The 21953-nt window shown below is 22.8% G+C and carries 18 protein-coding genes, 1 tRNA gene and 1 pseudogene; 16 read left to right on the forward strand and 4 right to left on the reverse strand.

Annotation, left to right across the window (positions count from 1 at the left end; all coding sequences use genetic code 11):
- The 4 genes and pseudogenes from RJU59_RS00375 to dapE all read left to right on the forward strand — a co-directional run bounded on the left by RJU59_RS00375 (nucleotide 1) and on the right by dapE (nucleotide 5708).
- A pseudogene (locus RJU59_RS00375) lies at nucleotides 1-1217 on the forward strand (beta-ketoacyl synthase N-terminal-like domain-containing protein).
- A gap of 185 nt (nucleotides 1218-1402) precedes the next feature.
- On the forward strand, nucleotides 1403-2356 hold the full coding sequence (gene tal / locus RJU59_RS00380; protein WP_343155195.1) for a transaldolase: 954 nt from the start codon (nucleotides 1403-1405) through the stop codon (nucleotides 2354-2356).
- Between the two features lie 88 nt (nucleotides 2357-2444).
- The gene (gene tkt / locus RJU59_RS00385; protein WP_343155196.1) at nucleotides 2445-4466 is read left to right on the forward strand and encodes a transketolase; all 2022 of its coding nucleotides are present in this window, start codon (nucleotides 2445-2447) and stop codon (nucleotides 4464-4466) included.
- A gap of 111 nt (nucleotides 4467-4577) precedes the next feature.
- Nucleotides 4578-5708 carry a succinyl-diaminopimelate desuccinylase gene (dapE, locus tag RJU59_RS00390; protein ID WP_343155197.1) on the forward strand — a complete coding sequence of 377 codons (1131 nt, stop codon included), beginning with the start codon at nucleotides 4578-4580 and terminating at the stop codon, nucleotides 5706-5708.
- Nucleotides 5709-5976: 268 nt separating this feature from the next.
- On the opposite strand, the gene dapA is transcribed toward dapE, so the two are convergent.
- Together dapA and aroC are read right to left on the reverse strand one after the other, a co-directional pair.
- Complete coding sequence (gene dapA / locus RJU59_RS00395) at nucleotides 5977-6867, reverse strand: 4-hydroxy-tetrahydrodipicolinate synthase (protein WP_343155198.1); 891 nt, start codon at nucleotides 6865-6867, stop codon at nucleotides 5977-5979.
- A 266-nt stretch (nucleotides 6868-7133) separates the two neighbouring features.
- On the reverse strand, nucleotides 7134-8219 hold the full coding sequence (gene aroC, locus RJU59_RS00400; protein WP_343155199.1) for a chorismate synthase: 1086 nt from the start codon (nucleotides 8217-8219) through the stop codon (nucleotides 7134-7136).
- Between the two features lie 185 nt (nucleotides 8220-8404).
- Between aroC and smrB the strand changes: the two genes are divergently transcribed.
- From smrB to metG, 11 genes are all read left to right on the forward strand, one after another.
- On the forward strand, nucleotides 8405-8944 hold the full coding sequence (gene smrB / locus RJU59_RS00405) for an endonuclease SmrB (protein WP_343128677.1): 540 nt from the start codon (nucleotides 8405-8407) through the stop codon (nucleotides 8942-8944).
- A 137-nt stretch (nucleotides 8945-9081) separates the two neighbouring features.
- Nucleotides 9082-9981, forward strand: coding sequence for an ATP phosphoribosyltransferase (hisG, locus tag RJU59_RS00410; RefSeq protein ID WP_343128678.1), 900 nt, complete (start codon nucleotides 9082-9084; stop codon nucleotides 9979-9981).
- 4 nt (nucleotides 9982-9985) lie between these two features.
- On the forward strand, nucleotides 9986-11296 hold the full coding sequence (gene hisD, locus RJU59_RS00415) for a histidinol dehydrogenase (RefSeq protein WP_343155200.1): 1311 nt from the start codon (nucleotides 9986-9988) through the stop codon (nucleotides 11294-11296).
- On the forward strand, nucleotides 11296-12369 hold the full coding sequence (gene hisC / locus RJU59_RS00420; protein WP_343155201.1) for a histidinol-phosphate transaminase: 1074 nt from the start codon (nucleotides 11296-11298) through the stop codon (nucleotides 12367-12369). The genes hisD and hisC overlap by 1 nt, the downstream gene beginning before the upstream one ends.
- Nucleotides 12370-12384: 15 nt before the next feature.
- The gene (hisB, locus tag RJU59_RS00425) at nucleotides 12385-13467 is read left to right on the forward strand and encodes a bifunctional histidinol-phosphatase/imidazoleglycerol-phosphate dehydratase HisB (RefSeq protein WP_343155202.1); all 1083 of its coding nucleotides are present in this window, start codon (nucleotides 12385-12387) and stop codon (nucleotides 13465-13467) included.
- Entirely contained in the window at nucleotides 13468-14061 is a 594-nt protein-coding gene (hisH, locus tag RJU59_RS00430; RefSeq protein ID WP_343155203.1) for an imidazole glycerol phosphate synthase subunit HisH, read from the forward strand.
- 2 nt (nucleotides 14062-14063) lie between these two features.
- The gene (gene hisA / locus RJU59_RS00435; protein ID WP_343155204.1) at nucleotides 14064-14801 is read left to right on the forward strand and encodes a 1-(5-phosphoribosyl)-5-[(5-phosphoribosylamino)methylideneamino]imidazole-4-carboxamide isomerase; all 738 of its coding nucleotides are present in this window, start codon (nucleotides 14064-14066) and stop codon (nucleotides 14799-14801) included.
- Complete coding sequence (hisF, locus tag RJU59_RS00440; RefSeq protein WP_343155205.1) at nucleotides 14783-15556, forward strand: imidazole glycerol phosphate synthase subunit HisF; 774 nt, start codon at nucleotides 14783-14785, stop codon at nucleotides 15554-15556. Before hisA ends, hisF begins: the two co-directional genes overlap by 19 nt.
- The gene (gene hisIE, locus RJU59_RS00445; RefSeq protein ID WP_343155206.1) at nucleotides 15553-16191 is read left to right on the forward strand and encodes a bifunctional phosphoribosyl-AMP cyclohydrolase/phosphoribosyl-ATP diphosphatase HisIE; all 639 of its coding nucleotides are present in this window, start codon (nucleotides 15553-15555) and stop codon (nucleotides 16189-16191) included. The genes hisF and hisIE overlap by 4 nt, the downstream gene beginning before the upstream one ends.
- Nucleotides 16192-16331: 140 nt before the next feature.
- Nucleotides 16332-17735, forward strand: a complete 1404-nt coding sequence (gnd, locus tag RJU59_RS00450; RefSeq protein WP_343155207.1) for a decarboxylating NADP(+)-dependent phosphogluconate dehydrogenase — start codon at nucleotides 16332-16334, stop codon at nucleotides 17733-17735.
- 306 nt (nucleotides 17736-18041) lie between these two features.
- Nucleotides 18042-19697, forward strand: a complete 1656-nt coding sequence (metG, locus tag RJU59_RS00455; protein ID WP_343155208.1) for a methionine--tRNA ligase — start codon at nucleotides 18042-18044, stop codon at nucleotides 19695-19697.
- Here metG and tilS read toward each other — a convergent pair.
- A complete protein-coding gene (tilS, locus tag RJU59_RS00460) occupies nucleotides 19694-21019 on the reverse strand; it encodes a tRNA lysidine(34) synthetase TilS (RefSeq protein ID WP_343155209.1) in 1326 nt (441 codons plus the stop codon). The two genes, metG and tilS, sit on opposite strands and share 4 nt — an antisense overlap.
- Nucleotides 21020-21068: 49 nt before the next feature.
- Nucleotides 21069-21141, reverse strand: a tRNA-Val gene (locus RJU59_RS00465).
- Between the two features lie 175 nt (nucleotides 21142-21316).
- Between RJU59_RS00465 and nth the strand changes: the two genes are divergently transcribed.
- Nucleotides 21317-21949 (forward strand): endonuclease III, encoded by a 633-nt coding sequence (gene nth, locus RJU59_RS00470; protein ID WP_343155210.1) that lies wholly within the window; start codon nucleotides 21317-21319, stop codon nucleotides 21947-21949.
- Nucleotides 21950-21953 lie beyond the last annotated feature (4 nt).

Raw genomic sequence — 21953 nt, forward strand, 5'->3', positions numbered from 1 at the left:
ATGAAACGTGTAGTAATAACAGGTTTTGGAATTGTATCAAGCATTGGAAATGATGAAAAAAATGTTTTGAATTCTTTAATTAAAGGTAAATCTGGAATAATTTTTTCTAAAGAAATGAAAAAAAATAGATTGCAGAGTAATATATGGGGTAAGGTATCAATTGATTGTAATGCAATTAATAAAAAATATTTTAAATATATGAATGAAGCAACTGCATATGCATATTATTCTATGAATGAAGCAATTTTAAATGCTAATCTTTTTGATCATGAATATAAAAATAATTCAAGAGTTGGAATTATTATTGGATCAGGAAGTGGTTTTTTAAAATCATATAATAATGATGTAAAAAAAAAAAAAATATTAATGGAACTGTGAAAATTAATCCTTTTACAATTATAAAAAATATGCCTTCTAATTTATCAGCAGTTCTTTCTACTATTTTTAATATACAGGGAATTAGTTATTCTATCAGTTCTGCTTGTACTACTTCTTCTAATTGTATTGGACATAGTTTTGAATTAATACGCATAGGAAAACAAGATATTATATTTTCAGGCGCTTCAGAAGAATTGAGTGCAGATATAGCATTATGTTTTGATTCAATGAATGTTTTATCTAAAAGAAATAATTTTTTTCCTCATAAATCTTCTTGTCCTTATGATGTTAATAGAGATGGTTTTGTAATTTCAGGTGGTTCAGGAATAATAGTATTAGAAGAATTAAATCATGCTTTGTCTCGTTCTTGTTATATATACGGAGAAATAATAGCATATTCATCTTGTTCAGATGGTTTTAGCATTACAAATTCATCAGTATTAGGTTCTGTTTATTGTATGAAAGATTGTTTAAAACAATCGAATAGAAAAATAGATTATTTAAATACACACGGTACATCTACAATTTTAGGAGATAAAAATGAAGTTAAATCGATTTTAGAGGTTTTTTCTATAAATGAACTTCCTTATATATCTTCTACTAAATCTATTACAGGTCATGCTTTAGGATCTTCAGGTGTACAAGAATTAATATATTGTTTATTGATGTTTAAGTATAATTTTATTGCTCCTAGTATAAATATAAAAAATTTAGATCCTTTTTTTGAAAATTTAAATATTGTTTTTAATACTGTTTTTAAAAAAATTAATACTATTATGTCTAATAATTTTGGTTTTGGAGGTAGTAATGTTAGTTTAATTGTATCTAGATTTTATTGATTATATATAATTTTTATAAAAATTTGAATTATACTATTTATTATCAAAATAATAATTTTTAATTTTTAATTTTTTTTTTTTTTTTTTTTTTTTTTTTTTTTTTTTTTTTTTTTTTTTTTGATTTTTTTTGAATCAATAAACAATTTATTATTTTATTTTAATTTTTTTAATTATCAGGAAAAAAAATGAACCAATTAGATTTTTTAAAAACTTATAGTACTGTAGTTGTAGATACCGGAAATATGGAATCTATTAATAAATATAATCCACAAGATGCTACTACTAATCCTTCTTTAATTTTACAATCAGTTAATTCTGGATTATATAATTTTTTGATAGAAAAATCAGTTGTATATGCAAAAAAATTAGGAGGTTCTAAAGTTCAAATAGTTAGAAATGCAGTTAATAAGTTGTCTGTATGTATAGGTGTGGAAATATTAAAAAAAATACCGGGTAAAATATCTACGGAAGTTAATGCTTCTTTTTCATTTCATTACGATTTTTCTTTACTAGAAGCAAAAAAAATAATTAATATGTATGAAGAAGAAGGAATAGATAGATCTAGAATTTTGATTAAATTAGCTGCTACTTGGCAATGTATTCAAGTAGCAAAAGAATTAAAAAAATATAAAATTAATTCTAATTTGACATTATTATTTTCTTTTGCTCAAGCAAAAGCTTGTGCACAAGCGAAAGTATATTTGATATCTCCTTTTGTAGGTAGAATTTTAGATTGGTATATGGATAAGGGTTTGATAGATTTTTATTCTGTTAGTGAAGATCCTGGTGTTTTATCAGTAAAAAAAATTTTTGATTATTATAAGAATTATGGATATAAAACTATTATTATGGCAGCTAGTTTTCGAAATAAAGATCAAGTTTTAGCTTTATCAGGATGCGATTATTTAACTGTTTCGCCTGTTATTTTAAATAGTTTACAAGAAAGTACTGATTTTTTTCCAAAAAATTTAATTAATTTAGGATGTGAAAATAAAATTGTTTCTAATATTTATTCTGAATCAGATTTTTTATTAGAACACAATGAAGATGCTATGGCAGTAGAAAAATTATCTGATGGAATAAGAAAATTCATTTTTGATCAAAATCAATTAGAATTAATTATACAAAAATATATTTAATTTTTATTAAAATTAGTGTCTTATATGAAATATAAAAATATTAATTTTCATTCACTTTAATAAATAATTTAATACGGTAATATAATTTATGCCTATAAATCGAAAAAATTTAGCTAATGCTATTCGTTTTTTAAGTCTGGATGCTATTCAAAATGCAGAATCAGGTCATCCTGGAGCTCCTATGGGTATGGCAGATATTGCGGAAGTATTATGGAGAAATTTTTTAAAATATAATCCAAAAAATCCTAATTGGAATAATAGAGATCGATTTATATTGTCTAATGGACATGCATCGATGTTATTATATAGTGTTTTACATCTTACAGGTTATGATTTGTCGATTGAAGATTTAAAAAAATTTAGATTTCTTGGTTCAAAAACTCCAGGACATCCTGAAGTTGGATATACTCCAGGAGTAGAGATTACTACAGGACCTTTAGGACAAGGTTTGGCTAATGCTGTTGGTATGGCTATAGCAGAACGTACTTTAGGAGAATATTTTAATAGACCAAATTATTCTATTGTAGATAATTATACTTGGGTGTTTGTTGGAGATGGTTGTTTAATGGAAGGAATATCTCATGAAGCAGCTTCTTTAGCTGGTACTTTAAAATTAGGAAAATTAATAGTTATTTATGATAATAATAAAATATCTATTGATGGAAATATATCAGGTTGGTTTGATGAAAACGTGTATAAAAGATTTCAAGCTTATAATTGGCAAGTAATTAATGAAGTTGATGGACATGATGCAGATTCTATTATTAAAGCATTTAATCAAGCGAAATTAGAAACACAAAAACCTTCTTTAATTATTTGTAATACAATTATAGGTTATGGATCTCCTAATAAACAAGGTACAAAAGATTGTCATGGATCTCCTTTAGGGATAGAAGAAATTAATTTGACTCGTAAAAATTTAAATTGGAAATATCCAATATTTTTTGTACCAGAAAGTATATATAAAAAATGGGATTTTAAAGAACAAGGGAAATTATTAGAAGATAATTGGAATAACATTTTAGAAGGATACAAAAAAAAATATCCTAAATTATATTCAGAATATAATAGACGTATTAATAAAATTCTTCCAAATGAATGGGAATTAAAAAGTAATATTTTTATAGAAAATTTATTTAAAAATGAAAAGATAGTATCTACTCGTCAATCATCACAAAATATTTTAGAACAATGGAGTACTATTTTTCCAGAATTGATCGGAGGTTCTGCTGATCTTGCACCTAGTAATTTAACAATGTGGTCTGGATCTAAGTCTATTAAAGATAATTTATCTGGAAATTATATTCATTATGGTGTAAGAGAATTTGGAATGACAGCAATAGGAAATGGTATATCTCATTATGGAGGTTTTATACCTTTTACTTCTACATTTTTAATGTTCGTAGAGTATGCAAAAAATGCGGTTCGAATGGCATCTCTTATGAATACAAAACATATATTTATATATACTCATGATTCTATAGGTTTAGGAGAAGATGGTCCTACACATCAACCTATAGAACAATTATCTAGTTTGAGAATAACTCCTAATTTACATGTATGGAGACCTAGTGATCAATTAGAAACAGCTATTGCATGGAAATCAGCTCTTGATAGAAATTCAGGTCCTTCTGCTCTTATATTATCGCGTCAGAATTTAGATGTAATTTCAAGAAGTAAAACACAAATTAAAAATATTTATAAAGGTGGATATATTTTAAAAGATTTTAATGCATATCCAGAATTAATATTGATTTCTACAGGTTCTGAATTATCAATTTCTTTACATGCAGCTGAACAATTGAGTAAAGAAGGATATTCTGTCAGAGTAGTTTCTTTTCCATGTACAAATATTTTTGATAAACAAAATATTTCGTATAGAAATTTAGTTTTACCTGAAAAAGTTACTTTACGTATTGCTATAGAAGCAGGTGCTTCTGATTTTTGGTATAAATATGTAGGATTAGAAGGAAAAGTGATAGGTATTGATCAGTTTGGAGAATCTGCTTCTGCTGAAGTATTGTTTAAAAAGTTTGGGTTTACAATAGAAAATATTATTTTAGAATCTAAAAAATTATTATTTACAAAAAAAAATAAAAATGATATTTAATAATCCAAATATAAAAAAGGGGTCCCCCTTTTTTATATTTTCTTATATTTAAATTAATAATAAAAATTATTATTAAAATATAAATTTTAAAAAATATTTAAAAGGTAAAATATGATTTGTCCTATTGTTAAATTAACTCAGAAACTGATTTCGTGTCCTTCAGTTAGTCCCGATGATTTTGGATGTCAAAAAATTTTAATGCATAAATTGTTAAAGTTAGGTTTTACAATACGAAAAATTAACATTAAAGATACAAAAAATTTTTGGGCTTATAAAGGTTTTGGAGATATATTTACATTTTTAGGACATACTGATGTTGTTCCTGCTGGAAATATAAATTTATGGAAATATCCTCCTTTTCAAGGATTTATTAAGGATAATATAATTTATGGTAGAGGATCAGCAGATATGAAAGGAGCTTTATCTGCAATGGTAATAGCTATTGAAAGATTTCTTTTATTATTTCCTGATCATAAAGGAGTTTTATCCTTTCTCGTTACTTCAGATGAAGAGTCTAAAGGTACTAATGGAATAGAAAAAGTAGTAAAAAAGTTATTATTAAATAATGAAAAAATTAAATATTGTTTAGTTGGAGAACCGACTAGTTGTAATAGAATAGGTGATATTATAAAAAATGGAAGAAGAGGTTCTTTAAATGTAAAAATTATTTTATATGGTATTCAAGGGCATATTGCATACCCTGATTTATTAGATAACCCTATTCATAGTTCATTGCCTTTTTTACATGATTTAATTTCTATACAATGGGATAAAGGTAATGATTTTTTTGATCCTACTAGTTTACAAATATCCAGTTTAAAGGTAGATAATGAATCTACAAATGTTACTTCAGGGAAATTAGAAGTTTTTTTTAATTTACGATTTAATAATGAAATTACGATAGAAGGAATAAAAAATAGAATATTTTCTTTATTAAATTTTCATAAATTAAGATATTTTGTAGAATGGAATTGTTCGGGCAAACCTTTTTTAACTAAATCTGGAGAATTATTAGATAAAACAATAAATTCAATTTATAAAATTAAAAAAAAATATCCAAAATTATCTACTTCAGGAGGTACTTCTGATGGTCGGTTTGTATCGCAATATATGGGTTCACAAGTAGTAGAATTAGGTTTAAAAAATATAAATATTCATAAAATAAATGAAAATATTAAAATATCTGATTTACAATGTTTATCTAAAATTTATGAAACAATATTAATTGAAATGTTAACATAAATACATAAAGTAATATTAAAAATAATAAATATATAATTTATTTAATATTTAACGTACTAAAAATAATTATTATTATCTATTTATTAGTACGTTTATTTTACTAGAAATACAAATATTTTTTTACTTAAAATATATTTTTTTTGATTTAAAAAATATTTTTCTAAAATAATAATTTTAATTATGTCATGTATATTTAAATTATTTATTTTTTTTTTAAATAAAATAATATAAATATAAGTATTGTTAATTTTTAAATTGAACAATTTTTTTAATTATTTTTTATGCATAAAAAATTATTAATTATTTTTTTTAATAATATTTTATTTTTTTTTGATAAATTAGTTAATGGTAAACGTATTGTAGAATAATTAATCAAACCTAAAATTTTAGAAGCCCATTTTATGGGAATAGGATTAGGTTCTAAAAAAAGATTTTTGTGTAGTGGATTCAAATATGAATTGATTATTTCAGCACGAATAAAATCTTTTTTTAAGGCTAATGTACACATTTCATACATTTCTTTTGCTGCAATATTTGCTGTTACGGAAATAACCCCATGACCTCCTAGTTTTATGAAATCTAATGCTGTTTCATCATCTCCACTAATTACTAAAAAATATTTATTTTGTACCGAATTAATTATTTTTTGAACTTTTGATAGATCACCCGAAGCTTCTTTTATTCCAATAATATTTTTGTATTTTGATAGTTTTGCAATAGTATCTATATGTAAATTACATCCTGTTCTGATTGGAACATTGTATAGTATTTGAGGTAAATTGGTATTTTTTGAAATTTCTTTAAAGTGAAGATATAGTCCTTTTTGTGTCGGTCGATTATAATAAGGAGTTACGCTTAAACAAGCTGATATTCCAGAATTTTCAAATTTTTGAGTCATAGAAATACTTTCTGATGTAGAGTTAGATCCTGTACCTGCAATTATAGGTATTTTTCCTTCTGATAAATCAATTGTTCTCATTACCAAATTTATATGTTCTTTTTTGCTTAATGTAGAAGATTCGCCTGTAGTACCTACTGATACAATTGCATTTGTTTTATTTTTTATATGATATAAAATTAATTTTTTTAAACTTTGTTTACAAATTTTGCCTTTTTCATCCATTGGTGTAATAAGTGCAACAATGCTTCCTTTAAACATATTATTTTATCTCTTTTTTTTAAAAAATATTTTTAAAAATTAATTTATATATAGATTTTATATTGTAAAAATATATTCAATTGTAATAATAAAAATTTTTTATTTAAAATAATCAAAATAATGCATTAAAAATAATATTAATTTTTTATAAAAAATAATAATAAAATAATTTTATATTAAATAATAAATTTTTAATTTAAATAAAATTGATTTATAAACAAAATATTTGTATTTGAATTATTTGTATAAATTTTAAAAAAAATTTTTTAAATTTTTTTTAAAAATGTTTTTACATTTGAACATTGAGCGGTATATCTTAATAAATGATCCATTAAAATAATTGCTACCATAGATTCTGCTATCGGAACTGCTCTTATTCCTACGCAAGGATCGTGTCTTCCTTTTGTAATAATTATGGTATCTTTTTTATCTGTATCAATAGTATTTGCTGGAATAGAAATACTAGAAGTAGGTTTTAAAGAAATTTTTAATATTAAATTTTCTCCATTACTAATACCACCCAGAATTCCTCCTGCGTGATTACTGACGAATTTTTTATATGTCATTTCATCTCGATTTTCACTACCTTTTTGTTCTACTACTTTTACTCCATCTCCTATTTCTACTGCTTTTACTGCGTTTATGCTCATTAAAGCATGAGCAAGATCAGCATCTAATCTGTCAAATACAGGTTCTCCTAATCCAATAGGCATATTATTTACTTGAATAAGTATTTTTGCACCAATAGAATTTCCTTCTTTTTTTAATTGTTTAATTAATTTTTCAATATTTTTAATTTTATCAATGTCTGGACAAAAAAATGGATTTTGTTCCACTATATCCCAAGATTTTAAATCACAGTGTATATTTCCTATTTTTTTTAAACATGCTTGAATTGATATTTTATGATGTACGGACAAATATTTTTTTGCAATTGCTCCTGCTGCTACTCTCATTACTGTTTCTCGTGCTGAAGAACGACCTCCTCCTCTATAATCTCGATTTCCATATTTAAATTCATATGTTAAATCAGCATGACCAGGTCTAAATTTGTTTTTTATATCTGTATAATCTTTAGTTCGACAATCTTTATTTTTTACGATAAGTCCTATACTAGTTCCAGTAGTTTTTCCTTGAAACACTCCTGATAATATCTTTATTTTATCTGGTTCTCTTCTTGGAGTAGTATATCTAGAACTTCCTGGTTTCCTGCGATTTAAATCTTTTTGTAAATCTAAAGAAGACAATTCTAATCCAGGAGGTACACCATCTACTATACAACCTAAAGAAATTCCATGTGATTCACCGAATGTAGTAACTTTAAAAATTTTTCCAATTGTATTACCAGACATAATTGTATCCTGTAATAGTTATTTATATAAAAATGTTTTAATTTTTTTTTAAAAAAATATTTTTAAAAAAATAGATATTAGATTTTTTTAAAATGTTATATTATATAAAGTTATTTGTTTTTATTAGTTAAATTTTTATAAATTTTTAATTTTATTTAAAATTGTATTTAGGTAATAATTAATTTATGAGTAAAATTATTTCATGTTCTTCTAAAGATTCTATTATATTTCGATCTTCTTGCCAAGGAACACAAGAATTAGTACAAGATACTTTTTTGCATATAAAAAATAAAAAAAAATATACTAAAGATTTTATTTCTAAAAAAGATTTAATAGAAGAAGAAATACAAACTCATTTTTTATCTCGAAACAATTTTTCTTCAATTAATTTTGATAAAAATCCAGTTTGTTATTTACGATCAAATACTTGTAAAAATGAATTAAAAAAATTAAAAAATGGAAAATATTATCCAGATATATTCATGGATTTACATGGTTTAAATAAAAATCAAGCAATTAAAGCTTTAGGAAAATTAATTTTCAAATGTATAAAAGAAAAATTATTTTGTGCAAGTATTATACATGGACATGGTAAAAATATTCTTAAAAATCAAGTTCCAATATGGTTATCTCAACATCCAGATATTATTGCTTTTCATCAATCTCCTCAATTTTATGGAGATTATGTATCAATTTTAGTATTAATTGAAGTAAATATAAAATAATTTTTTGTATTTTAGTATAATATTTTTATATTTTTAAAAAATTTTATTTTTACATAAAATGTTCTATTTAATTAAAAATATATTCTGAATATATTTTATTATAATTATATTTTTTAAATATTAAAAAGGAACTTCTTGTGTTGTGTAATGAAAGATTGCGTATAGCTATGCAAAAGTCCGGTAGATTAAGTAAAGATTCAAAAAAATTATTGTTGCAATGTGGTATAAAGATTAATTTAAAGAAAAATCAATTAATTGCATTTGCAGAAAATATGCCAATAGATGTTATGTGTGTCAGAGATGATGATATACCTGGTTTAGTAATGGATGGAATAGTAGATTTAGGAATTGTAGGAAAAAATGTGGTTGAAGAAGAATTATTAAAAAGAAAATCAGAAAAAAAAGAATGTATTTTTTTCATTTTGATCAATTTAGATTTTGGAATTTGTCGATTATCTTTAGGCATTCCTATTAGTTCTCATTATACAGGAATCAATTTTTTTAAAAATACAAAAATTGCAACTTCGTATCCATATATTTTAAAAAATTTTTTTTTAAAAAAAAATATTTTTTTTAAGTCTTTTGTATTAAATGGATCAGTAGAAGTTGCACCTCGTATTGGTTTATCTGATGCAATATGTGATTTAATTTCTACAGGAGCAACTTTAGAAGCAAATGGTTTGCGAGAAGTATCAGTAGTATATTCATCTCGTGCTTGTTTAATATCAAAATCTAAAAATTTTTCTTCTGTAAAAAAAAAATTGATTGATAAATTAATAACTAGAATTAATGGTATTATTAAAGCTCGAGAATCGAAATATATTATGTTACACGCTCCTGTTAAAAAACTTACAGAAGTAGTAAATTTATTAAAAGGTGTAAAGAAACCCACTATTTTAAAGTTAGCTGGAGACAAAAATACTGTTGCATTACATATGGTAAGTAGTGAAAATTTATTTTGGGAAACTATGGAAAAATTAAAATCTTTAGGAGCAAGCTCGATTTTAGTTTTACCTATTGAAAAAATGATGGAATAAAGATATGAATTTAAAAAAAAATATATTTTTTTGGTCTTCTTTGAATAAAGAAGAAAAATATAAAGTATTAGTTAGACCTGTTTATAAAAAAAAAAAAGTAGTATCTGATTCAGTTTATTCAATTATTAATTCAGTAAAAAAATTTAAAGATGATTCTTTATATTACTATACTAAAATTTTTGATAAAAAAAAGATAAAAGATTTTAGAATTTCGAAAAAAAAAATACAAAATTCAAATTTTTTGGTTTCTTCTGAAATAAAAAAATCAATATTTTTAGCTAAAAAAAATATAGAAAAATTTCATAAATTACAGGTTTATGAAAATATAGATGTTGAAATTCAAAAAGGAATTAGATGTCAAAAAATTTTTTTACCCATAGAAAAAATTGGTTTGTATATCCCAGGAGGATCTGCTCCATTGATATCCACAGTGTTAATGTTAGCTATTCCAGCTCGTATCGCAAAATGTAAAAATATTATTTTATGTTCTCCTCCTTCCATAAGTAATGAAATTTTATATGCAGCACATATTTGTGGAATAAAAAAAATATATTCAGTAGGAGGAGCGCAAGCGATAGCTGCTATGGCATATGGAACCAATATAATACCTAAGGTTCATAAAATTTTTGGCCCAGGTAATGCATATGTTACAGAAGCAAAAAGACAAGTTAATAATGTTTATAATGGAACAAGTATTGATATGTTGGCAGGACCTTCTGAATTAGTTGTTATTGCGGATAATAATGCAAATGCAAACTTTATTTCTTTTGATTTGTTATCACAAGCAGAACATGGTCCAGATTCTCAAGTATTATTATTGACTTCAAGTATCAGTTTATTAGAAAATGTAATTAAAAATATAGAAATAAATATACAAAAATCAAAGAGAAAAGATATAATTTATGCATCTTTGAAAAAAAGTAGATTTATTTTAGCTAAAAATATACTAGAATGTGTTGAAATATCAAATATATATTCTCCAGAACATTTGATTATTAATACCAAAAATCCAAGAACTTTATTAGAAAAAATAAAAAATGCAGGTTCAGTGTTTCTAGGACCTTGGTCTCCAGAATCTGCTGGAGATTATGCTTCTGGGACCAATCATGTTCTTCCTACTGGAGGATATTCTCGATCTATATCTGGTTTAGGAGTTAATGATTTTAAAAAAAGTATTTCTGTTCAAGAACTGACACGCCAAGGTCTGCAAAGTATATCGGATACTGTACAAACTTTATCTTTTTTTGAAGATCTACAAGAACATAAAAATTCTATTTCAGTTCGTATGCAATCTGAAAAGGAAACTATATATTAATGTCAAATATTAAAAATATAATACGGAAAAATATAAAAAATTTAATTCCTTATCAATCTGCTAGAAAAATAAATAATTCTGGTAAAATTTTTTTAAATGCTAATGAAATTCCAATTAATAAATCAATTGATATATATCATAAAAATTTAAATCGATATCCAAATCCTCAACCCAATGATATTATAAAAAAATATTCTGAATATTCAAATATTAATACTAGTTCAATTTTAGTTACTAGAGGAGCGGATGAAGGCATAGAATTATTAATTAAAATTTTTTGTAATCCTTATGCAGATCAAATTATGACATTTCCTCCAACGTATCCAATGTATGGAATTAATGCTGATATATTAGGAATAAAAAATGTAATAATTCCATTTTTAAAAAATTGGAAATTGGATATAAACAAAATAATGTTAAATGTAAAAAATACAAAAATAATTTACTTATGTAGACCCAATAATCCTACTGGTCATTTAATTAATAAAAAAGATATAATTTATTTATTAAAGAAATTTATACATACAGGAATAATAGTAATAGATGAAGCTTATATTGAATTTTGTATCGAAGAAAGTTTAGCCTATTTAATAGATAGTTATCCTAATTTAGTGATATTACGAACTTTATCTAAAGCATTTGGATTAGCTGGTATTAGATGTGGATTTATACTAGCAAATATTGATATTATTACGTTTTTACAGAAGTCTATTACTCCTTATCCCATTCCAACTCCTGTTATAGACATAGTAAATTTTTTTTTAACTATTCCTCAAATTCAAAAAATGAATTTTTTGGTTCAAGAATTAAATCAAAGATGTATATGGTTATCTAATGAATTAAAAAAAAATACTCTTGTTAAATATGTTTTTCCTACAAAAGGAAACTATTTGTTAGTAGAATTTCTTTTTATAAAAAAAGTTTTTAATTTTTTATCCAAAAAAGGAATTATTATTCGTGCACAAAATGATAAAATTAGATTAGAAAATTGTATTAGAATTTCTATAGGAAGTAAAAATGATTGTTTAAAATTATTACAAGAATTACATGTAATTAGATCTTTAATCTTATAAAGATAGGAATTAAAAATGCTTGAAAAAGTCTTATTTTTAGATAGAGATGGAACTTTAGTACAAGAACCTAAGGATAATTTTCAAATAGATGATATTAAAAAAATATGTTTTGAAAAAGATGTAATTTCTGTATTATTAGAATTAAAATCATTAGGATATATTTTTGTTATGATTACTAATCAAGATGGTTTAGGTAGCGATAATTTTTCTTTTTGTAATTTTTATCGTTCACATAATTTTATTATTAATTTGTTTCGATCACAAGGTATTATATTTGATGATATATTGATTTGCCCTCATTTAGAAACTGATTTATGTGAATGCCGTAAACCTAATACAAAATTAGTACAATCTTGGTTAATAAATAATTCATTAGATAAAAATAATAGTTATGTTATTGGAGATAGATATACAGATATTGAACTATCTCATAATATGGGAATTAAAGGAATACTTTATCATAGAAAAAATTGTTCTTGGAAAAAAATAAAAGAAAAAATTTTATTAAAAAAAAAATATTTTAATTTTGTACGAAATACTAGAGAAACAGTGATTTGTATTAAGTTGTTTTTATGTAATAAATATTTTAAAAAAAATAATATTAAAACTGGAATTGGATTTTTTGATCATATGCTTGAACAAGTTTCTGTTCATAGTGGTATTAATTTTGATATTATAGTGCACAAACAAGATTTATATATTGATGATCATCATACAGTAGAAGATGTAGCAATTGTTTTAGGTCAATCATTATGTAAATTATTAAAAAATAATAAAACAGGTATTAAAAGATATGGTTTTGTATTACCGATGGATGAAAGTTTATGTTATTGCGTTATAGATGTTTCAGGTCGTTCAAATTTACAGTTTCATGCAAAATTTAAATATGAAAAAATAGGAAATTTACATACAGAAATGATTTATCATTTTTTTAAAACTTTATCAGAAAATATGAATATTACAATACATTTAAAAGCTAGAGGAAAAAATGATCATCATATTGCGGAAAGTTTATTTAAATCATTTGGACAAGCATTAAAGAAATCTCTTGAATATTCTGGAACTCCTATGATATTAAGTTCTAAAGGAATATTATAAATGAGTATAATAATAATTGATACTGGTTGTTCTAATCTTTCTTCTTTATCATTTGCAATTCATAGATTAGGATATAAACCTATAATTACTAGTAATTATAAAGATATTCGTATTGCAAAAAAAATATTTATACCTGGTGTAGGAACTGCAAAAACAGCAATGTATAATTTAAATAAATATAATATTGTTCAAGAAATTCAAGAAGCAAAAGTTCCTGTTTTGGGGATTTGTTTAGGTATGCAAATTTTAGGCTCTTATAGTATGGAAAATAATGTAAAAACAAAAACATTAGGTATTTTTGATTCTATAGTTGTTTCTATGAAAAAAAATAAATTATCATTACCTCACATAGGATGGAATTATGTTTTACCTGTAAAAAATAATGTTTTATTAAAAAATATTAAAAAAAAGGAATATTTTTATTTTATACATCAATATATTTTTCCAATAAATATTTTTACTATAGCTAAAAGTATTTATGGGGAATCATTTAGTGCTATTATGTGTAAAAAAAATTTTTACGGAGTGCAATTTCATCCTGAAAAATCAGGTAAATATGGTTCAATATTAATAAAAAATTTTTTAGAGATATAAATATGATTATTCCAGCAATGGATTTGTATAAAAACAAAGTTGTACGATTATATCAAGGGAAATATAATAAAATAATAAACTATTCTTATAACATAAATGATTTATTGCTAAAATATTCTATTCCTGGTATTGAAAGAATTCATATTGTTGATTTAGAAGCTGCAAAAAATCCGAATAATAGACAAATTACATTGATAAAAAAAATATTACAAAAAATAAAAGTTCCTGTACAGATCGGAGGAGGTATTAGAAATGTAGATGACATACGAGAAATATTATTTTTTCCTAATACTCGAGTTGTGATAGGATCTTTAGCAGTAGAAAATAAGGAAAAGTTAAAAAGTTTTTTTAAGCTATTTTCTCCTGAAAAAATAGTTTTATCTTTAGATATAGAAATAAATCAAAAAGGTATGAAATTAGTTCAGATTAATGGATGGAAAAAAAATACTTTTGTATTATTAGAAGATTTGATAAGTGATTTTTATGATATTGGTTTAAAACATATATTATGCACTGATATTTCTAAAGATGGAACTTTACATGGTCCAAATTTTAATTTATATAAAGAATTATCAAATAAATTTAAAAGATTACACATTCAGGCTTCTGGAGGAGTTGGTAAATTGTTAGATATAGTAAAATTAAAACAAAATAATGCAAAAAGTATTATAATTGGAAGATCATTTTTGGAAAATAGATTTACAGTTCAAGAGGCAATATCATGCTTGCAAAACGAATAATTCCTTGTTTAGATGTAAAAGATGGTGTAGTTGTCAAAGGAATTGAATTTTGTCATCATAAGAACGTAGGAAAAATTCTTGATTTAACAAAATTATATGTTAATTCTGGAGCTGATGAATTGGTTTTTTATGATATTGCAGCTTCTGCAAGAAATAAATTAGTAAAAAAAAAATGGATAATAAAAATAGCAGAAATAACAGATATTCCATTTTGTGTAGCAGGTGGAATTTCAAATTTAAAAGAAGTAGAAATGATACTAGCACTTGGTGCAGATAAAATATCAATAAATTCTCCAGCAATTAAAGATCCTTATTTTATTAGTCGGATAGCTGATCGTTTTGGAACTCAATGTGTGGTAGTTGGAATAGATTCTTGGTATGACAAACAAGCAAATGTATATAGTGTTTTTCAATATTCTGGAGATATAAATAAAACTATAAAAACAAATATACAAACTATAGATTGGGTAAAACGTGTGCAAGAATTAGGAGCTGGAGAGATAGTATTAAATGTGATTAATCAAGATGGAAAAAAAAATGGATATGATTTATGTCAATTAAAAAAAATTCGTAAAATTTGTAAAATACCTTTGATAGCATCAGGTGGAGCAGGATCTAAAAATGATTTTTTTGATCTTTTTAAAAAAGTTTCTGTTGAAGGTGCTTTAGCTGCTTCTGTTTTTCATAATAAAAATATAAATATTTTTGATTTAAAAAAGTTTTTGCATAAAAAAGGAATACCAATAAGAATATGATAAATAAAAATAAAATAATTTCATTAATAGATTGGAAAAAAATACATGGAAATATTCCAGTAATTGTTCAAAACAATTGTTCTGGTGAAGTTTTAATGCATGCATTTATGAATAGACAAGCTATAGAACAAAGTATAGAGACTAGTTTTGTTACATTTTATTCACGTACTAAAAAAAGATTATGGAAGAAAGGAGAAACTTCTGGAAATTTTTTAAAAATTAAAAAAATATTTTTGGATTGTGATAATGACTGTTTATTAATTTTAGTTAAACCTATAGGAAAAACTTGTCATTTGGATAAAAACAGTTGTTTTTCTTCTAAAAATAATAAACATATTCCAGAATTTACATTCTTATATTATTTAGATAATTTAATTGAACATAAAAAAAATGATTTTAATAATTTTTCTTATACAAATAATTTATTTCAAGAAGGAAAAAAAAGAATTGCACAGAAAGTAGGAGAAGAAGCAATAGAGGTAGTTATTGCTGCTATAGAAAAAAAAAATAAAGATCTTATTGAAGAAAGTTCAGATTTGATATACCATTTTTTAGTATTATTACATAGTCATAATTTAGATTTAAAGGTTATAATAGAAAATTTAAAAAGTCGATATTTTATTAAAAACAAATAAAAATTTTTTTTAAAAAAATTATTATTTTTTATTTATAAAAATTTTTATTTTTTATAAAAAAAATTTTTATCATTTTATTTTAAAATATAAATATTTTAATTTTACATAATATATATTAATAATATTTAAGGTAAAATTTGATGCTAAAAAAACAAGTGGGTGTTATAGGTATGGCAGTAATGGGATATAATTTAGCCTTAAATATTGAAAGTAAAGGTTATTTAGTATCAATATTTAATAGATCTCATGAAAAAACAAAAGAAATAATTTCTAAAAATCAAGAAAAAAAAATTTTTCCTTATTTTAATTTAAAAGAATTCATCTTTTCTTTAGAAAAACCAAGAAAAGTATTATTAATGATACAAGCTGGTTGTGCAATAGATAATGTTATTAATTCTATTCTTCCTTATTTAGAAAAAGGAGATGTAGTAATAGATGGGGGGAATAGTTTTTATCAAGATACAATTATTCGTAATCGTTATTTAGAAAAAAAAGGTATATATTTTATAGGAGCAGGTATTTCAGGAGGAGAAGAAGGGGCGCTAAAAGGACCTTGTATTATGCCTGGAGGTTCTAGAAAAGGATATTTTATTATTGAATCTTTATTCAAAAATATTTCTGCTAAAATAAATAATCAATCTTGTGTAGATTATATTGGAGAAAATGGTTCTGGACATTATGTAAAAATGATACACAATGGAATTGAGTATGGAGATATGCAGCTTATATCTGAATCTTATTCTTTTTTAAAAAATATATTAAATTGTAACAATATTGAAATATCAAATATATTTTCTGATTGGAATAAAGGAGAGTTGAATAGTTATTTAATTGAAATAACTAAAAATATTTTTAATAAAAAAGATAATAAAGGAAATTATATTATAGATTCTATTTTAGATGAGGCTTCTAGTAAAGGAACTGGAAAATGGGTAAGCCAAAATTCTCTCGAATTAGAAGAACCTTTATCTTTAATTACAGAATCTGTTTTTGCTAGATATATATCTAATATGAAAAATCAAAGAATTATAGCCAACAAAAAACTAAATGGACCATATATTAAAAAAAATAATTTTGTAAAAAAAGAATTAATTGAAAAAATTAGACAAGCTTTATATTTAGGAAAAATTATTTCTTATGCACAAGGTTTTTCTTTATTACGTAAAGCATCCGAAAAATATAATTGGAAATTAAATTTTAAATCTATTGCTAGTATATTTAGATCAGGTTGTATTATACGCGCTAGTTTATTAGATAAAATTTCAGAAGAATATGAAAATAATAAAAATTTGTTAAATCTTTTAATTACTCCTTATTTTTCGAAAATATCTAATTTATATCATATATCTTTACGTGATATTGTTTCATTGTCTGTTATTCACGGTATATCTGTACCTGCTTTTTGTTCCGCTATTTCATATTATGATGGATATCGATCTATTAATTCTAATGCTAATTTAATTCAAGCGCAGCGTGATTATTTTGGATCTCATACATATAAAAGAATTGATCAAATAGGATCATTTCATACACAATGGGTATAGTTCAATGTTTTTATACTTTTTTTTAGTTACTAGTTTTTTACTATGCAGTAGAGATTCGATATATTATGTAAATTATTAATAATTTTAATACCCAGAATGTTTTTAACATTCTGGTTAAAATTATGAAAAAAATGTTTATTTTTGCGAAATTAATAAAATATGTTTTTATATATAATAATTAGTATAAATAAATTAAATATGATTAATATATAAATATTATAATTTTATTTATATATTTTTTATAATATATATATATAAATATAAATTTTAATTTTATTAATTAATATTTTTACAAGAGATATATTAATGCAAATTAAAAAAAAAATTTTAGTAACATGTGCTTTTCCATATTCAAATGGTTCTATTCATTTAGGTCATTTGTTAGAACATATTCAAGCAGATATATGGGTTAGATATCAAAAAATGCAAGGTAATACTGTTTTTTTTATTTGTTCAGATGATTCGCATGGAACAGCGATAACATTAAAATCTAAAAAAGAAAAAATTACTCCTGTTCAATTAGTAAAAAAAATTATTTTAGAACATAAAAAAGATTTTAAAAATTTTAATATTTTACATGATAATTATTCTTCTACACATTCTATAGAAAATTTATCTTTTGTCAGAAAAATATATTTTATTTTACAAAAAAAAAAATTGATAAAAAAAAAATACATATATCAATTTTACGATACAAAAAAAAATATTTTTCTTTCTGATCGATTAGTACAAGGAACATGTCCAGATTGTAATTTCAAAAATCAATATGGAGATCATTGCGATAATTGTGGATCTACTTATTCTGCTATTCAATTAATAAATCCAAAATCTGTTTTATCAAATAGTATTCCAAAAATTAAAAAATCTGAACATATATTTTTTGATTTACCTAAGTTAGAACTTGTTTTAAAAAAATGGATTTATTCTGGATCATTGCAAAATACAGTTTTAAATAAAACAAAAGAATGGTTTAATAAAGGTTTAAGACCTTGGGATATATCCCGTGATAAACCTTATTTTGGATTTAAAATACCTGGTTTAATAGATAAATATTTTTATGTTTGGTTAGATGCATCTATTGGATATATTAGTAATTTTAAAAATTTTTGTACAAAAAATAAAATAAAATGTTTTAATGATTTTTGGAATGAAAATACACAATGTGAGTTACATCAATTTATAGGAAAAGATATAATTTATTTTCATACTTTGTTTTGGCCATCTATTTTGCATTCTATTAATTTTCGAAAACCAAGTAAAATAATTGTTCACGGACATGTTACATTTAATGGTAGTAAGTTGTCTAAATCTAAAGGTTTATTAATTTTAGCAAAAGATTGGATTAATTATTTAGATTCGGATAGTATTCGATACTATTATGCTAGTAATCTTTCATCTAAAGTAGAAGACATAGAAATTAATTTGTATTCTTTTAGAGAAAAAATTAATTCAGATATTGTGAATAAAATAGTTAATATTGCTTCTCGCAGTTCAAGTTTTATTCATAAATATTTTGATGGAATTTTATCTTCCAAAATAGAAGAATTTAATTTATATAAATATTTTGTTTCTTCATCTATTGAAATAGAATGCTTTTTAGAAAAAAAAGAATTTAAAATGGCTATTCAAAAAATATTAAAAATGGCTGATTATGCTAATCAATATATTAACGATACAAAACCTTGGTCTATTGATAAAAATAAATCAAAAAGTTTATATAAATTACAGCAGGTATGTTCTTTAGCAATTAATTTTTTTAGATGTATTATGACTTGGTTAAAACCAATCATGCCAAATTTATCTATTAAAGTAGAAAAATTTTTAAATATTGTTTTAAATTTTAATACATTACAAAATCCATTATTAAATCATAAGATTTCTAAATTTACAATTTTGTATAAAAGAATTTCTTTGAAAGAAATTGATGTTTTTTTACATGATATTAAAAAAAGTTATTTTTAAACAATTTTTTTTATCCAAGATATCGTCCAGAATTTTTTATTGTTTAATTTTATTTTATTTTTTACAGTAAATACTCCTAAAGCTGAAATAAATTTTTCATTATAAAATAGAAAAGGAATACAATTTCTTTGCCATGCAGGAATATTTAGTTTTTGAAATATTTTTTTTATTTTTTTTTCTTTTTTTTCTCCTAATATCCATATTTTTTTACTGCATTGAAATCGAATACTAACTATTTCATTTTTTTTAGGTTTAAGTATTCTATTTCCTGAAATATTTTTTTCTATATAACCTAAATGATATGGAAGCTTTAATGAATTAAAAGGTGTATTCCATATAATAATTTTTTTCTTTATATTAGGAAAAACAGGAAATATATCAATTTTATTCTTATAGCGCATAATTTTTTTTTTATTGATAAAAACTATGTTTTTATAATTTTTATTGTTATATATAATTTCTTTATAAATTCTATTAATGGATATATATGATGGAAATTTTTCTTTTTTAATTTTAATCCATTTTCGTAAAATTATGCTACATAGTTCTCGAGTTTGTTTTTTTAAAACATCTATGTTTAAAGAGTTATCGATATTTAAACATTTTTTGAATATTTTATTAGATAATAAATTTATTATTTTTTCATTTTCTTGGCATATTTTTATTGTACGTGAACAAGTTTTAATAAAATTAGGCCACTTTTTTTCTAGTTTGGGGAATATCACGTTTCTAATAAAATTTCGGTCATAATAATTATTTTTATTAGATTTGTCTTCTATCCACGATATATTATTTTTAATGGCAAACTGATATATATTTTTTTTTTTTGTATATATTAAAGGTCTGATAATTTTATTTGAAAAGAATTTTTTATATTCATACATTCCAGATATTCCTGTTATTCCGGAACCTCTTTTTACAGATAATATAAAATTTTCGCATTGATCATTAAGATGATGAGCTGTAATTAATATTTCTTTTTTTAATATTTCTTTTTTTATTATTTTAAATCTTTGAATTCTTAATTTTTCTTCTGTATTAGATTTTTTTTTAATTTTTTTATCAATGTGTTTTATTATTAGAGGAATTTTATATGTATTACATACTTTTTTACAATGATTTTCCCATGATATAGAATGGGAACTAAATAAGTGATTAATGTGAATTGCTCTAATATTCTTAATTAATTGTTTTTTTTTTAATATAAAAAGTTCATGTAATAAAACACTTGAATCTAATCCTCCACTATATGCTATTAAAATTGATTCTTGTTTTTTTATATATTTAAATAATATTTTTGATATTTTATCTTCTATTTTCATAAATAAAACTATTGTATTTTTGTATAAAATATTGTTTTATTATAAATTTTACGTCCGAGAGGAATTGAACCTCTGACATTCACCATGTCATGATGATGCTCTACCAATTGAGCTACGGACGTATTTTTTTTTATAATTATTTTATGATATAATAATTTTAATTTTAAATAAAATGTTTTTTAAAAAAATATTTTTATTGAAAATAATAAATTAATTATTTTATTAAATATAAATTTTTTAATTTTAAAAAAAATATATATAAGAACATATTTTCAGATATTAAATTTTTAAGAAATTATGAATAAAAAAAAAAGAAATTTAATTTTATACTTATTTAATTCTAAATATCCTAACCTCAAAACCGAGTTAGCATTTAATTCTCCGTTTGAATTATTAATTTCTGTTGTTCTATCAGCACAATCTAGAGATAAAGTTGTTAATAAATCTACTGCAGTTTTATATAAATTTGCTAATACACCTTCTAAAATTCTTAAAATGGGTATATATAATCTTAAGAAATATATTAAAAATATTGGATTATATAACAATAAAGCAAAAAATATTATTAAAATATCAAAAATTTTAAATACAAAATATAAAGGGAAAATACCCAATAATAGATTTGATCTTGAAAATCTTCCTGGAGTAGGAAGAAAAACTGCTAATGTTGTTTTGAATAATATATTTTTGAAACCAACTATAGCTGTAGATACACATGTATTTCGAGTTTCAAATAGAACTTCTTTTGCTGTAGGAAAAAATGTATTAGATGTAGAAAATAAATTATTAAAATTAGTTCCATTAAAGTTTAAATCATTTCTTCATAATTGGTTCGTATTTCATGGAAAAAAAATTTGTAGATCTAAAAATCCGAAATGTTTTATTTGTTTTATCAATCATTTATGTGAATTTAAAGATAAAGTAGTATAAATTT

The sequence above is a fragment of the Buchnera aphidicola (Kurisakia onigurumii) genome, assembly GCF_039394605.1.
In the GTDB taxonomy this organism is placed as follows: Bacteria; Pseudomonadota; Gammaproteobacteria; order Enterobacterales; family Enterobacteriaceae; genus Buchnera_I; species Buchnera_I aphidicola_B.